Here is a 14,335-nt window from a genome sequence, read left to right on the forward strand (position 1 = left end):
GTGCTGCGTGGTGCGTGAGGTGCAGGAACCGCTGGAAGTGCAAGGTGAAGTGCAGAGTGAAATGCAGATGCCGAGCCGGGTAACAGCAGGACTGATCGGCTCTTGGGTGGGGAGTCTTCATGGGGCCCTCGATCACCCGCCAGACCCGCAGATGAATGGATGCGCAACCGTGATGTGCGGAGCCGTGACCCGCTATCCGGACTTCGCTGGCCCCTCAGCGGAGCAAGACCGTCCGTTCGGTACGGAATCGGACATCCGGGCCAACTCTCGCTTCTCGTGTGCTATTTGGACACGGGCGACGGGGCAAATCCGGACAACGCAAAGGCCGCACGGAAGTGGTTCCGTGCGGCCTGATACGGCGGTCTCAGCAGGTGGTCAGTACGCCGGCGCCTGACCCTCGCGGTCGTAGAACGGCCGCGCCTGGGCGCGCAGCCACATCGCGACGGGATCGTGCTCGTCCGCGAGCGCGACCGTGCACACCGGCACGCCCTCGGGCACGGCCCCCACGGACTGGCGCATCATCTCGCGCACCGACTCCAGCGCGGGCACGGAGGCGTCGTAGAGGTCGAGGCCCACGGCGAGGTAGGGCGAGCCGAGCACCGGCTGGACCCAGGCGCGCCGCAACGAGCGCACGGCGGGCGTGCGGTGGGCGTGCTGGGTGAGCAGCCCGTAGAACTGCGGGAGCTCGATCGAGGGCTCGGACAGCCGCAGCGGCCCGGCGGGCATCCGGTCCAGGCCCGTGGCGATCCGGCGCAGGTCGGCCCAGGGAATGCCGAGGCCGCCGCCCTGGGCGTGCGGATTGAGCCACAGACCCCAGCGGTCCGGGTAGAGGGCGCGGGCCACGTCGCGCCCGGTCACCACCTCGTAGCCGCGGTTCCAGCCGCTGGCGGCCAGCTCCTGCGGGGAGGTCACGCAGGGCGCGTACCCGAGCCCCTCCACCTCCATGCCCCCGTACTGGGCGTCCGGCGAGCCGGACTGCCCCTGCCACAGCAACATCCACAGCCGACCCTCGGCCAGCCCGTGGAGCAGCTGCTCGTAGCTGTCGTAGCGCCCGGGTGTCACCTGGCGCAGCATGTGCTCGACCTGCCCGGCCGCGGCCGTGCCTGACGCACTCACCCGGTACCCCTCTTCGTCCGCCCGTCGTCCACGCGTACCCCCGGGCCACGCGTGGCCGGGCAATGCGAACAGCTTAAGCGCGACTACGGCAGGTAGAACGGGCGCACGCGCTCACGGATCCAATCGGCCACCGGGTCCTCGACCGCGTCGAGCAGGATCAACTGCACCGGCCAGGGCGGCTGGACCCGTCCCAGGGCCCGCCCCAGGGCGTCCATCGGGGCGTTGCGGTGCTCCGGCTCCCATCCCAGCAGGCGGACACCGACGTACAGCTGCGGGGCCGCGCCCTCGACGCTGGCCAGGCAGCGGTGGGCGGCGGCGACCACCCCGCTGGCCCGGAACTCCTCGGCGGCGGCGGCCAGGAAGTCCACGGGGTCCTCCTGCCAGTCCGGCTCGTACAGCCGGACCCGGCCGCCGGTGGCCATGCCGTCGAGCTCGCTGCGGCCGGCCCGGCAGAGCAGCGCCACGGCGGGCGGCGGCAGCGGGACGCCGACGGCGCCCTCCGGGTTCACCGCGATGCCGAGCTGCGGGGGCAGGCCGCGGGCGAACTCGACGGCGGGCGCGACGGCGAAGTCCATGCCCGTGCCCACACAGGCCAGGAACTGCGCCTCGGAGCTGTAGACGGGCGCGTAGGCCTCGCCGCCGATGTCCATGGTCGCCAGGGTCAGGCTCCCCGCGTCGGGGCCGCCGCCGGCGGGCAGCGGTACCCAGACGTGGCTGCGGGCCAGCGTCTCCAGGATCCGCGGTCCGGCCTGCGGGTCCCCCATCGCCGTGCCCAGGACCGCTTCGAGTTCGTTGGCCGGCCAGCCACTGCCCTGCATGCCCGTGTCTCCCCGTGTGCGTACGGTCGCGAAGGCCGCCGCGGCGCCGGTCCGCGGACCGGCGGCCCGTGGGCCCTGTCACCGGTGAGGCTAATGCGTCCCGGGCCCGGGACCGAAGCCGATCCGGGTCACCCGGGCCGCCGCCGCCCGGTCGAGCAGGACGGCGGAGGCGCAGCCCGCCGGCAGCCGGCCCGCCTCGGCCTCGCGCAGCAGCCGGGTGACCGCGCCGCGGTGCCGGGCGAAGGCGTAGGCCGACACCCCGCGCCCCCGGGCCGCCTGCCCGGCCAGCGCCTCCTCGGCGGTGGCGTCGAGCAGCACCAGGTGCAGCGCCCGGCCGCGCCGGCGGGCGGCCCCGGCCAGCAGCGCCCGTACCCAGGTCTGCGTGCCGCAGTCGTGGACGACGGCGGAGTCCCCCGAGCGCAGCACCCGCCACAGCCCCCAGTAGTGCGCGGCGCGCACCAGCGGGCGGTAGGCGGCGTACGGCAGGGCCCGGGGCATCCGGTGCTCCCAGCGCTCGCGGGCGTCCTGGGAGTCGATCCCGCCGCCCGCGACGGCCCGCTTGATGAGGGTGCTCTTGCCGCCGCCGGGCAGGCCGGACACGACGACGATGTCTCCTTCGGCGAAGCCGAGGCGGGCCGGGCCGCGGCTCGCGCTCCCCCGGCCGCGCAGGTCCCGCACGGCGGCCGCGGGGCCCGCTGCGGCGGCGGCCGCGCCGCGTGGCCGGCGCCCCGGCTGGACCGGTACGGCGCCCACCGGCGCACCCACCGGCGCACCCGCTCCCGCCACCGTCCCGGCCGCCGCTCCTGCCGTCGTCCCCGCCGTCGCGCCGAATCTGCGCACAGTGATCGCCTCCCCCGGATCGGGTCACCAGGACCCTTGCCCCCTGAGTGTAAAGAGACGGTAATGCGGCGGACATGGTTCCGGTCGGTTCGTCGGACCCGGGGCGGGCGGCGGCCCCTTCCGGGGGCCCGCACGCCCATTCGTGGCCGGGCCGTGCAATGATGTGCGCCATCTGGACCCAACTGCATAAAGGCCGCTTGAATCCGCGCGGGAGAGTCCCGGGAGTTGCTCCGCACCCCGGGCGCCGAAGGAGCAAGACCCTCCCTTGAATCTCTCAGGCCCCGTACCGCGTGGATGAGGCAGATCTGAAAAGCGAGCCGTACCGCCTTCCGGCCGGTGCGCTCCACCCAAGGTGCAAGTCGAGGAACTCGGTGCCAATCGAGGAACTCTCGGCGAACCTCTCAGGTTCCGATGACAGATGGGGAGGATCATCCTCGTCATGTCATGTCGATGCCCTGTCGATGCCCCGGGACCTGGGAGCCACACCCATGAGCACTGCCCCCCGCCTGACCGCCCTTGACGCGCTGCACCGTTCCCTCGGTGCGACGATGACCGACTTCGCGGGCTGGGACATGCCGCTGCGCTACGGCAGCGAGCGCGACGAGCACAACGCCGTGCGCACCCGGGCCGGTCTCTTCGACCTGTCCCACATGGGCGAGATCACCCTGACCGGCCCCGAGGCCGTCAAGGTCCTCGACTTCGCCCTGGTCGGCAACATCTCCACCGTCGGCGTCGGCCGCGCCCGCTACACGCACATCTGTCGCGAGGACGGCGGCATCCTCGACGACCTGATCGTCTACCGCCTCGGCGAGACGGAGTTCATGGTCGTCGCCAACGCCTCCAACGCGCAGGTCGTCCTGGACGCGATCACCGAGCGCGCCGCCGGCTTCGACGCCGAGGTCCGCGACGACCGCGACGCGTACGCCCTGCTCGCGGTCCAGGGGCCGGAGTCCCCCGACATCCTGAAGTCGCTCACCGACGCCGACCTCGACGGGCTGAAGTACTACGCCGGTCTGCCCGGCACGGTCGCCGGGGTGCCCGCGCTGATCGCGCGCACCGGCTACACCGGCGAGGACGGCTTCGAGCTGTTCGTCGCCCCCGAGCACGCCGTGGAGCTGTGGCAGGCGCTGACCAAGGCGGGCGAGGGCGTCGGCCTGATCCCCTGCGGCCTGTCCTGCCGCGACACGCTGCGCCTGGAGGCGGGCATGCCGCTGTACGGGCACGAGCTGACGACCGCGCTGACCCCCTTCGACGCGGGTCTGGGCCGGGTCGTGAAGTTCGAGAAGGAGGGCGACTTCGTCGGCCGCGCCGCCCTGGAGGCCGCCGCCGAGCGCGCCGCCTCCGCGGCCCCGCGCAAGCTCGTCGGCCTGATCGCCGAGGGCCGCCGCGTCCCGCGCGCCGGCTTCCCCGTCGTGGCCGACGGCCAGGTCATCGGCGAGGTCACCTCGGGCGCCCCGTCCCCGACGCTGGGCAAGCCGATCGCGATGGCGTACGTCGACGCGGCGCACGCCGCACCGGGCACCTCCGGCGTCGGCGTGGACATTCGCGGTACGCATGAGCCGTACGAGGTCGTCGCCCTGCCGTTCTACAAGCGTCAGAAGTGACGCTTCCCCCCATCGGGAAGCCCGCTTCACCTCGTCAGACCCCTGTCCATCAGCACTCCCCCGCATCCAGGAGAATCAGGTCATGAGCAACCCCCAGCAGCTGCGTTACAGCAAGGAGCACGAGTGGCTGTCGGACGCCGTGGACGGCGTCGCGACGGTCGGCATCACGGAGTTCGCGGCCAACGCGCTCGGTGACGTCGTCTACGCACAGCTGCCCGCCGTGGGCGACATCGTGACCGCGGGCGAGACCTGCGGCGAGCTGGAGTCGACCAAGTCGGTCAGCGACCTGTACTCCCCGGTCTCGGGCGAGGTCGTCGACGCGAACCAGGAAGTCGTGGACGACCCGGCGCTCGTCAACACCGCTCCCTTCGAGGGTGGCTGGCTGTTCAAGGTGCGCCTCACGGGCGAGCCGGACGACCTGCTCAGCGCGGAGCAGTACGCCGAGCTCACCCACTCCGACAACTGACCCAGGGGATCCTGATGTCTGTTCTCAACACCCCTCTGCACGAGCTCGACCCGGACGTCGCCGCCGCCGTCGACGCCGAACTCGTGCGCCAGCAGTCCACCCTGGAAATGATCGCGTCGGAGAACTTCGCTCCGGTCGCCGTCATGGAGGCCCAGGGCTCGGTCCTGACCAACAAGTACGCCGAGGGCTACCCCGGTCGCCGTTACTACGGCGGCTGCGAGCACGTCGACGTGGTCGAGCAGATCGCGATCGACCGCATCAAGGCGCTCTTCGGCGCCGAGGCCGCGAACGTGCAGCCGCACTCGGGTGCGCAGGCGAACGCGGCCGCGATGTTCGCGCTGCTGAAGCCGGGCGACACGATCATGGGCCTGAACCTGGCCCACGGCGGTCACCTGACCCACGGCATGAAGATCAACTTCTCCGGCAAGCTCTACAACGTGGTCCCGTACCACGTCGACGAGACCGGCCGGGTGGACATGGCCGAGGTCGAGCGCCTCGCCAAGGAGTCCAAGCCGCAGATGATCGTCGCGGGCTGGTCCGCCTACCCGCGCCAGCTGGACTTCGCCGCCTTCCGCCGCATCGCGGACGAGGTCGGCGCGTACCTGATGGTCGACATGGCGCACTTCGCCGGTCTGGTCGCCGCGGGCCTGCACCCCAACCCGGTGCCGCACGCCCACGTCGTCACCACCACCACGCACAAGACCCTCGGCGGTCCGCGCGGTGGCGTGATCCTGTCCACGCAGGAGCTGGCCAAGAAGATCAACTCCGCGGTCTTCCCGGGTCAGCAGGGCGGCCCGCTGGAGCACGTGATCGCGGCCAAGGCGGTCTCCTTCAAGGTCGCCGCCTCGCCCGAGTTCAAGGAGCGCCAGGAGCGCACCCTGGAGGGCGCGAAGATCATCGCCGAGCGCCTGGTGCGGGACGACGTCACCAAGGTCGGCGTCTCCGTCCTCTCCGGCGGTACGGACGTCCACCTGGTCCTGGTCGACCTGCGCGACTCCGAGCTGGACGGCCAGCAGGCCGAGGACCGGCTCCACGAGATCGGCATCACGGTCAACCGGAACGCCGTCCCGAACGACCCGCGGCCGCCGATGGTGACCTCGGGCCTGCGGATCGGCACCCCGGCCCTGGCCACCCGCGGCTTCGGCGCCGAGGACTTCACCGAGGTGGCCGAGATCATCGCCGCCGCACTGAAGCCCGAGTTCGACGCCGAGGACCTCAAGGCGCGCGTCTCCGCGCTCGCCGCGAAGTTCCCGCTGTACCCGTCGCTCTAGCGCGCCCGGAGGGCCCGGCCCTGTTTTCCACAGGCCCGGGCCCTCTTTGACGACCAAGGTCCCAGACGGGCATGCCTTTGTGCCTATGAAATAGCCAAATTGCGGCAAATAGGCTTCCTGTAAAGGCGTGGCAGCAGCCAGCCAGGCATCCCCCGTCAGGACGGACACCCCCTCTCATGGACATGAGCGCAGCGAACAGGAAGGGACTCAGTCTCTTCGCGCTGATCATGATCGGCATAGGCTCGATCTTCGGCTCCGGCTGGCTCTTCGGAGCGGGCACGGCGGCCCAGGTCGCGGGCCCGGCGGCGCTCGTCGCCTGGGTGATCGGCGCCGTCTTCATCGGCATGATCGCCATGTCCTACGCCGAGGTGGGCGCCGCCTATCCGATCCCGGGCGGCATGGCCCGCTACGGCCACCTCTCGCACGGTCCGGTGCTGGGCTTCATCACCGGCTGGGCGGTCTGGATCGCGGTCGCCTCGCTCATCCCGATCGAGTCGATCGCCGCGACCCAGTACATGTCCTCCTGGAGCTTCGGCTGGGCCAAGGAGCTGGTCGACGCCGGGTCCCACCAGCTGACCACCTTCGGCATGCTGGTCGCCCTGGGGCTGACCGTGCTGCTGTGGCTGTCCTGCTACTGGTCGGTCCAGCTGCTGGCCCGGATCAACGCGGGGCTGACCCTGGTCAAGTTCGCCATCCCGGTGCTCGCCGTGATCGCGCTGGTCGCCTCCGGCTTCCACACCGAGAACTTCACCGCGCACGGCGGCTTCGCGCCGAACGGCTGGTCCGCCGTCCTGACGGCCGTCACCACCTCCGGCGTGGTCTTCGCCTTCAACGGCTTCCAGGCCGTGGTCAACCTCGGCGGGGCCGCCAAGAACCCCGGCCGCGCCATCCCGATCGCCCTCGTCGGCGCGCTCTCGCTGGGCCTGGTCATCTACCTGGCCCTTCAGGCCGCCTTCCTGGGCGCCGTACCACCCGAGCACCTCGCGCAGGCCGGCGGCTGGGCCGGAGTGAACTTCAACTCCCCCTTCGCCGAACTCGCCAAGCTGTTGATGATCCACTGGGTCGTGGTGATGCTCCAGTTCGGCGCCTTCATCTCGCCCGCCGGCTCGAACATCGCGAACGTGGCCTCGGCCGCGTACATGGTGCAGAACCTCTCCGAGACCGGCTTCTTCCCCAAGAAGCTCAAGGAGACCCACCCCGTCTACGGCACCGCCCGGCCCGCGATGTGGCTGAACCTCGGCTTCTCCGTCCTGCTGCTGGTCACCGTCGGCCACAGCTGGAAGACCCTGGCCCCGATCATCTCGGCCGCCATGGTCATCTCCTACCTGATCGGCCCCATCGCGGTCGGCGTCTTCCGGGTCACCAAGCCCGGCCTCAAGCGGCCCTTCCGGCTGCCCCTGGCGGCCGTGCTCTGCCCGCTGACCTTCGTCTTCGCGGCCTGCGCGCTGTACTGGTCGAAGTGGCCGAACACCGGGATCGTGACCGCGCTGACCCTGGTCGCGGCCCCGATCGCGGCGGTCGTGCTGGCCCGCAAGGGCGAGAAGGACCTGGTCAGGCAGTTCGCCCCGGCCTGGTGGATCGTCGTCTTCCTGGGCTGCCTGTCCCTGCTGTCCTACCTGGGCAGCGGCGACTTCGGCGGCACCGGCCGGATCCCGGACGGCCTGGACATCACCCTGGTCGCGGGCATGGCCCTCGCCGTCTACTACTGGGCCGTGCGGGCCGGCATCAAGGCCCACCGGGACGGTCTCCCGGGCCCGGACCCGGTGCTGGACGCCGCGACCGAGATCACGTCGGGCAATGTCCCGCAGCGGGAGCTGACCCCCGCATGAACTGACGTACGCTGCTTTAGCAGGGCAAGGGCGCCCCACAGGCGCACTTTGCCCAAAATCCGCAAAGTCCGCTCAACCGTCGGCCGCCGTCAATACCGTTTGGAAGGCAGCTGGACGGTCCGTTCCCCGACACCACGGGGATGAACCGGGAGTCCGCCAACGTGGCCATCTCCGTTTTCGATCTGTTCTCGATCGGCATCGGTCCGTCCAGCTCGCACACCGTCGGTCCGATGCGCGCCGCGCGCATGTTCGTGAACCGGCTGAAGAAGGACGGTGTCCTCGCCCAGACCGCCTCCGTACGGGCCGAGCTCTTCGGCTCGCTCGGCGCCACCGGGCACGGCCACGGCACCCCCAAGGCCGTCCTGCTGGGCCTGGAGGGCCACTCCCCGCGCTCCGTGAACGTGGAGACCGCCGACGCCGAGGTCGAGCGGATCCGCCAGAGCGGTCGGCTGCGCCTGCTGGGCGCGGAGATAGGCGATGGCCACGAGATCGACTTCGACGAGCCGAACCAGCTGATCCTGCACCGCCGCCGGTCGCTGCCGTACCACGCGAACGGCATGACCCTCTTCGCCTACGACGAGACGGGCAACCCGCTGCTGGAGAAGACCTACTACTCGGTCGGCGGCGGCTTCGTCGTGGACGAGGACGCGGTCGGCGAGGACCGGATCAAGCTCGACGACACGGTGCTGAAGTACCCCTTCCGCTCCGGTGACGAGATGCTGCGGCTCGCGAACGAGAGCGGCCTGTCGATCTCCTCGATGATGCTGGAGAACGAGAAGGCCTGGCGCACGGAGGAGGAGATCCGCGAGGGCCTCCTGGAGATCTGGCGCGTCATGCAGGCCTGCGTCGCGCGCGGCATGTCCCGCGAAGGCATCCTGCCGGGCGGTCTGCGGGTCAAGCGCCGCGCCGCGGGCACCGCCCGCCAGCTGCGCGCCGAGGGCGACCCGCAGGCGCACGCCATGGAGTGGGCGACGCTGTACGCGATGGCCGTCAACGAGGAGAACGCGGCCGGCGGCCGGGTCGTCACCGCCCCCACCAACGGCGCGGCGGGCATCATCCCGGCGGTCCTGCACTACTACATGAACTTCGTGCCCGGCGCCGACGAGGACGGCGTGGTCCGCTTCCTCCTCTCGGCGGGCGCCATCGGCATGCTGTTCAAGGAGAACGCCTCGATCTCCGGCGCCGAGGTCGGCTGCCAGGGCGAGGTCGGCTCGGCCTGCTCGATGGCGGCGGGCGCCCTCGCCGAGGTGCTGGGCGGCACCCCGGAGCAGGTGGAGAACGCGGCCGAGATCGGCATGGAGCACAACCTGGGCCTGACCTGTGACCCGGTCGGCGGTCTGGTGCAGATCCCGTGCATCGAGCGCAACGGCATGGCGGCCGTCAAGGCCGTCACCGCGGCGAAGATGGCGATGCGCGGCGACGGCAGCCACAAGGTCTCCCTCGACAAGGTCATCAAGACCATGAAGGAGACCGGCGCCGACATGAAGGTCAAGTACAAGGAGACGGCCCGCGGCGGGCTCGCGGTCAACGTCATCGAGTGCTGACCGGGAGCTGATCCCGGACGGCACCGACCAGCCCGGACGCACCCCTTCCAGACAATCCAGACCGCATGAAATGGCGGGAAACATTTGTTTGAAATGGATTGATCATGCTTGAGGGGGAACCACCGCGTCTGGGCTGGTTTCTTCATGATCCGGTACGCAAAAGTGGGGCCCGCGACGTCGCACGCAGGACCCGGCGGTCGGCCAACCGTCGTGGACTTCCCACGCTTTTGCTCACTGGAGGACTCGATCATGGCAAGCATCCGCACCATCCGCGTGATGGCGGCGCTCGCAGCGCTCCCCCTCGCCGCCGCCCTGTGCACGGGCGTGGCGCAGGCCGACAACGGAGCCGGCGCGGCCAACGCGTCGAACGCGGCCGTCGCCAGCATCCTCGGCAGCGGGGTGGGCGGCGCCAACCTCGGCAACTCCTCCACCGCGCAGCAGGTCGCCACCGGTTCCGGCGCGTCGAACCAGAACAACACGGCCCAGTCGAACGGTTCCGGCTTCACCGCCATCGGGCAGTCCAACACGCACGAGTCCGTGGTCTTCAACCCGGTCCCGTAACGCGCACGACCGCTCCCGGGGCCCGGTCCGCATCGGCGGACCGGGCCCCGGTTCGTGCGCCGCGTGCAACCAAGAGGCCGTATGGCGTGTCTTCCACGATGACACTACTGTCCCCACATCCGAAGAATCGGGGGACGTCATGCTGGACCACCTCATACGCTCCGTCCGCAACTCCGTCCACTCGCTGAGGCGCGGCGCGCGCCCCGGCTCCGTCCACCGGCGGCGGCTGGCGGCCGTCACCGCCGGGTTGCTCCTCACCGTCGGAATCGGCCTCGCCGTACCGGCTTCCGCCGCCGCCACGGCGACCCCGCTCGTGACCAATGCCCGCTGGGGCGGGCACTGCACCTACGACCGGATCGTCATCGACCTCCAGGGCTACGTCCCCGGGGTCACCGTCACTCCCGTGTCCGAACTCGTCTACGACGGCTCCGGCAAGCCGGTCCCGCTCGCCGGGACGTACTTCCTGGAGATCCGCCTGCACCCGGCCCAGGCGCACGACGACGCCGGGAACTCCGTCTACACCGGCCCCAAGCTCCAGAAGATCTACCTCCCCAAGCTCAAGGGCATCGCCTTCACCGGCGACTTCGAGGGGTACGTCACCTTCGGCGCCGCCTTCGACACCGCACCGCAGTTCACCACCTCCACGCTCCACAACCCGGAGCGCTTCGTGGTCGACATCGCCCACCCGAACGTCTGCTGAGACGCTCCGGCGTACCGCGCGCACCCGCACGACGGCGCCGCCGACGGCCCGTTGCCCCTGGTCAGGTAGGGTCAACGGGCCTTGGTGTACGGGAAACCGGTGAGAAACCGGTGCGGCCCTCGCCACTGTGAACGGGAAGTCCGGCGCCACCCCCGCGGGGAGCCACTGGACCGGGCGGGAGACCGCCCGGACCGGGAAGGCGGCGCCGCGGCGGCAGCACCCGTGAGCCAGGAGACCGACCGGGGTGCGTTGTTCCATCCACGAGGTGCTGGAGAGGTCTCCCTACACATGCATATAGCCGAGGGGTTTCTACCCCCCTTGCACGCGGCCGCCTGGGGCGTCGCGTCCGCCCCCTTCGTCGTCCACGGCGTGCGCGCCCTGACCCGCGAGGTCAAGGCGCATCCCGAGAGCACCCTGCTGCTGGGGGCGTCCGGTGCGTTCACTTTCGTCCTGTCCGCCCTGAAGATCCCTTCGGTGACGGGCAGTTGCTCGCACCCGACCGGGACGGGGCTCGGTGCGATCCTGTTCCGCCCGCCGATCATGGCGGTGCTGGGCACGATCACCCTGTTGTTCCAGGCCCTGCTGCTGGCCCACGGCGGGCTGACCACGCTCGGCGCGAACGTCTTCTCGATGGCGATCGCGGGCCCCTGGGCCGGGTACGCCGTCTACCGCCTGCTCAAGCGGTTCGACGCGCCCCTGATGGTCTCGGTCTTCTGCGGCGCCTTCTTCGCCGACCTGATCACCTACTGCGTGACCAGCGTGCAGCTCGCGCTGGCCTTCCCCGACCCGGCGTCCGGCTTCGCGGGCTCACTCGCGAAGTTCGGCGGGATCTTCGCCGTCACCCAGATCCCGCTGGCGGTCAGCGAGGGGCTGCTCACCGTGCTCGTGATGCGGCTGCTGATGCAGTCGAGCAAGTCCGACCTGGTGCGGCTCGGCGTGGCCAAGCTGACCGGCGCCGCCGCCGCGCGGCACGAGCAGGGGACGGCCGTCCGATGACCAGGAACGCGAAGATCAACACCCTGCTGCTACTCCTGGTGGCGGCGCTGGCGGTGCTCCCGATCGCCCTGGGCCTCGGCGAGGGCAAGGAGGAGCCGTTCACCGGCGCCGACGCGCAGGCGGAGACGGCGATCACGGAATTGAAGCCGGACTACGAGCCGTGGTTCTCCCCGCTGTACGAACCCCCCTCCGGGGAGGTCGAGTCGGCGCTCTTCGCCCTCCAGGCGGCGCTCGGCGCGGGCGTGCTCGCCTACTACTTCGGGGTGCGCCGCGGGCGCCGTCAGGGCGAGGCCGCCGTCGCGGCCGGCGCGGGCCGCGGGGACGACCCGAACTCCCGGGACGCGTGAGGCGGTGCTGCCCATCGACGCCGCGGCGCACAGCAGCCGCTGGCGCCGCCGACACCCCCTGGAGAAGGCCCTGCTGGGGCTCGGGCTGACCGTCACCGCGGTCTGCCTGCCGCCCTGGCCCGGCGGACCGCTGGTGGCCGCCACCACCCTCGCCGTGCTGCTCGGCCCGGCGGGGGTGCCCCCGCGGCAGTTGTGGCGGGCCTTCCGGATCCCGCTCGGGTTCTGCTTCACCGGGGCGGCTCCCCTGCTGCTCGCGGTGGGCGGCCCGGCGGGGCCGCTCTCCCTGGCCCCGGACGGCCCGCGGCACGCCGTCGAGCTGCTGCTGCGCACGTCGGCGGCCTCGCTCGGCGTGCTCCTGTTCGCCTTCACCACCCCGGTCTCGGACGTGCTGCCCCGGCTGGTGCGGGCCGGGGTGCCGGCGCCCGTCGTCGACGTGGCGCTGGTGATGTACCGGATCGGCTTCCTGCTGCTGGACTCCCTCGCCCAGGTCCGCCGGGCCCAGGCGGCCCGGCTCGGCCACGCGGGCAGGGCCGCCGCGTGGCGGTCCGTGGCGGGGCTGGCGGCGACCGCCTTCGTCCGCGCCTTCGACCGCGCCTCCCGGCTCCAGAGCGGGCTGGCGGGGCGCGGCTACGACGGCACGCTGCGGGTGCTCGTACCGCGGTCCTCCCCGTCCTGGCGGTTCCTGGCCGCGTCGGGCGCCCTGCTCGCCGCGCTGGTCGCCGTCACCCTCGCCTCGAAGGACTTCGTCTCGTGAACGTACCCGTGGAACCCGAACCGCTCGTCCGGCTGACGGGCGCGGGCTACGCCTACGAGGACGGGCCCGCCGTCCTGTCCGGCGTGGACTTCCCGATCGCCCCCGGCCGGGCCCTGGCCCTGCTGGGGCGCAACGGCAGCGGCAAGACCACGCTGATGCGCCTGCTCAGCGGGGGGCTGCGCCCCGACGCGGGCGAGCTGTGGCTGGACGGCGAGGTGGTCTCGTACGGCCGCGCCGGGCTGACCCGGCTGCGCACGGCCGTGCAGCTGGTGGTCCAGGACCCGGACGACCAGCTCTTCGCCGCCTCCGTGGAACAGGACGTCTCCTTCGGCCCGATGAACCTGGGGCTGGCGGAGCCGGAGGTGCGGAGCCGGGTCGACGCGGCGCTGGCCGCGCTCGACATCACCGCGCTGCGGGACCGGCCGACGCACCTGCTGTCCTACGGACAGCGCAAGCGGGCCGCGATCGCGGGCGCCGTGGCGATGGCCCCCCGGGTGCTGATCCTGGACGAGCCGACGGCCGGACTCGACCCGGACGGCCAGGAGCGGCTGCTGGAGGCCCTGGCGGGCCTGCGCGCGGCCGGGACGACCGTGGTGATGGCGACGCACGACGTGGACCTCGCCGTGCGGTGGGCGGACGACGCCGCGGTCCTGACCCCGGCCGGCATTCGGCTCGGCCCGGCGCAGACCCTGCTCGCGGACCCCGAGCTGCTCGCCTCGGCCGGCCTGCGCGCCGCCTGGTCCCCCGCGGTGACGGCGCTGCTGCGCGCCCACGGCCTGCTCTCCCCGCAGACCCCGGGCCCCAAGACCCCGGAGGCCCTGGCCGCCTGGCGCTGAGCGGCGCCGGGGGGCGCGGCGCCCGGTCCGGGCGAACCTAGGATGACCGCATGTCGCTGCCGCACGCCATCCTCACCGCGCTCCTGGAGAAGCCCTCGTCCGGTCTGGAGCTGACCCGGCGGTTCGACAAGTCGATCGGGTACTTCTGGTCGGCCACGCACCAGCAGATCTACCGCGAGCTGGGGCGGCTGGAGGAGGCCGGGCTGATCCGCGCGCTGCCGAGCGAGCAGCCCGTGCGCGGCCAGCGCAAGGAGTACGAGGTGCTGGCGGCCGGGAGCGCCGAGCTGGCGCGCTGGATCGGGGAGAGCCAGGATCCCAAGCCGATCCGGGATCCGCTGCTGCTGCGGGTGCGGGCGGCCGGGGTCGTCGGGGTGCGGGGGCTGGGGCCGGAGCTGCGGCGCCACCTGGAGCTGCACCGGCGTCAGTTGGCGCAGTACCGGGCCATCGACGAGCGGGACTTCCCGCCGGGCCGGGACGCCGACGAGGACCGGGTGCGGCGGCTCGTGCTGCACGGCGGGCTGGCCCTGGAGACCTTCTGGCTGAGCTGGCTGGAGGAGGCCGTGGCCGAGGTGGACCGGCTGTCCGCGGAGCCCCGCGAGGAGCCGGGTGGGCCTGCGGCGGAGCCCGGGGGTCGCTGACGCGCCTGGCCCCGG

15 protein-coding genes and 2 riboswitches are annotated in these 14,335 nt (G+C 72.0%); of the genes, 12 read left to right on the forward strand and 3 right to left on the reverse strand.

What is annotated here, in order from left to right:
- Positions 1–375 precede the first annotated feature (375 nt).
- The 3 genes from ACZ4UB_RS13540 to ACZ4UB_RS13550 form a co-directional block, all read right to left on the reverse strand.
- Positions 376–1,116 (reverse strand): enhanced serine sensitivity protein SseB C-terminal domain-containing protein, encoded by a 741-nt coding sequence (locus ACZ4UB_RS13540; protein WP_354379993.1) that lies wholly within the window; start codon positions 1,114–1,116, stop codon positions 376–378.
- Between the two features lie 83 nt (positions 1,117–1,199).
- Positions 1,200–1,934 carry an enhanced serine sensitivity protein SseB gene (locus ACZ4UB_RS13545; protein WP_468070250.1) on the reverse strand — a complete coding sequence of 245 codons (735 nt, stop codon included), beginning with the start codon at positions 1,932–1,934 and terminating at the stop codon, positions 1,200–1,202.
- A 90-nt stretch (positions 1,935–2,024) separates the two neighbouring features.
- Positions 2,025–2,687, reverse strand: a complete 663-nt coding sequence (locus ACZ4UB_RS13550; protein WP_468070302.1) for an AAA family ATPase — start codon at positions 2,685–2,687, stop codon at positions 2,025–2,027.
- Between the two features lie 285 nt (positions 2,688–2,972).
- A riboswitch (glycine riboswitch) is annotated at positions 2,973–3,073 on the forward strand.
- A gap of 189 nt (positions 3,074–3,262) precedes the next feature.
- Between ACZ4UB_RS13550 and gcvT the strand changes: the two genes are divergently transcribed.
- From gcvT to ACZ4UB_RS13610, 12 genes are all read left to right on the forward strand, one after another.
- Positions 3,263–4,378, forward strand: coding sequence for a glycine cleavage system aminomethyltransferase GcvT (gene gcvT / locus ACZ4UB_RS13555; RefSeq protein WP_354379991.1), 1,116 nt, complete (start codon positions 3,263–3,265; stop codon positions 4,376–4,378).
- Between the two features lie 82 nt (positions 4,379–4,460).
- Positions 4,461–4,844: a glycine cleavage system protein GcvH gene (gene gcvH / locus ACZ4UB_RS13560; RefSeq protein WP_468070251.1), complete on the forward strand. Its 384-nt coding sequence runs from the start codon at positions 4,461–4,463 to the stop codon at positions 4,842–4,844.
- A 14-nt stretch (positions 4,845–4,858) separates the two neighbouring features.
- Positions 4,859–6,115 (forward strand): serine hydroxymethyltransferase, encoded by a 1,257-nt coding sequence (glyA, locus tag ACZ4UB_RS13565; protein WP_354379989.1) that lies wholly within the window; start codon positions 4,859–4,861, stop codon positions 6,113–6,115.
- A gap of 176 nt (positions 6,116–6,291) precedes the next feature.
- Positions 6,292–7,944 carry an APC family permease gene (locus ACZ4UB_RS13570; RefSeq protein WP_468070252.1) on the forward strand — a complete coding sequence of 551 codons (1,653 nt, stop codon included), beginning with the start codon at positions 6,292–6,294 and terminating at the stop codon, positions 7,942–7,944.
- 161 nt (positions 7,945–8,105) lie between these two features.
- On the forward strand, positions 8,106–9,488 hold the full coding sequence (locus ACZ4UB_RS13575; RefSeq protein ID WP_354379987.1) for an L-serine ammonia-lyase: 1,383 nt from the start codon (positions 8,106–8,108) through the stop codon (positions 9,486–9,488).
- A gap of 249 nt (positions 9,489–9,737) precedes the next feature.
- The gene (locus ACZ4UB_RS13580; protein ID WP_468070253.1) at positions 9,738–10,049 is read left to right on the forward strand and encodes a hypothetical protein; all 312 of its coding nucleotides are present in this window, start codon (positions 9,738–9,740) and stop codon (positions 10,047–10,049) included.
- A gap of 139 nt (positions 10,050–10,188) precedes the next feature.
- Positions 10,189–10,749, forward strand: coding sequence for an AMIN-like domain-containing (lipo)protein (locus ACZ4UB_RS13585; protein WP_468070254.1), 561 nt, complete (start codon positions 10,189–10,191; stop codon positions 10,747–10,749).
- 65 nt (positions 10,750–10,814) lie between these two features.
- Positions 10,815–11,007, forward strand: a riboswitch (cobalamin riboswitch).
- 30 nt (positions 11,008–11,037) lie between these two features.
- Positions 11,038–11,745 carry an energy-coupling factor ABC transporter permease gene (locus tag ACZ4UB_RS13590; RefSeq protein ID WP_468070255.1) on the forward strand — a complete coding sequence of 236 codons (708 nt, stop codon included), beginning with the start codon at positions 11,038–11,040 and terminating at the stop codon, positions 11,743–11,745.
- Positions 11,742–12,092, forward strand: a complete 351-nt coding sequence (locus ACZ4UB_RS13595) for an energy-coupling factor ABC transporter substrate-binding protein (protein WP_468070256.1) — start codon at positions 11,742–11,744, stop codon at positions 12,090–12,092. The genes ACZ4UB_RS13590 and ACZ4UB_RS13595 overlap by 4 nt, the downstream gene beginning before the upstream one ends.
- A 4-nt stretch (positions 12,093–12,096) precedes the next feature.
- Entirely contained in the window at positions 12,097–12,846 is a 750-nt protein-coding gene (cbiQ, locus tag ACZ4UB_RS13600) for a cobalt ECF transporter T component CbiQ (RefSeq protein ID WP_468070257.1), read from the forward strand.
- On the forward strand, positions 12,843–13,682 hold the full coding sequence (locus ACZ4UB_RS13605) for an energy-coupling factor ABC transporter ATP-binding protein (protein WP_468070258.1): 840 nt from the start codon (positions 12,843–12,845) through the stop codon (positions 13,680–13,682). The genes cbiQ and ACZ4UB_RS13605 overlap by 4 nt, the downstream gene beginning before the upstream one ends.
- Before the next feature lie 50 nt (positions 13,683–13,732).
- Positions 13,733–14,320, forward strand: coding sequence for a PadR family transcriptional regulator (locus ACZ4UB_RS13610; protein ID WP_468070259.1), 588 nt, complete (start codon positions 13,733–13,735; stop codon positions 14,318–14,320).
- The last annotated feature ends 15 nt before the right edge of the window (positions 14,321–14,335 follow it).

The sequence above is a fragment of the Streptomyces sp. NPDC028419 genome (assembly GCF_055565515.1).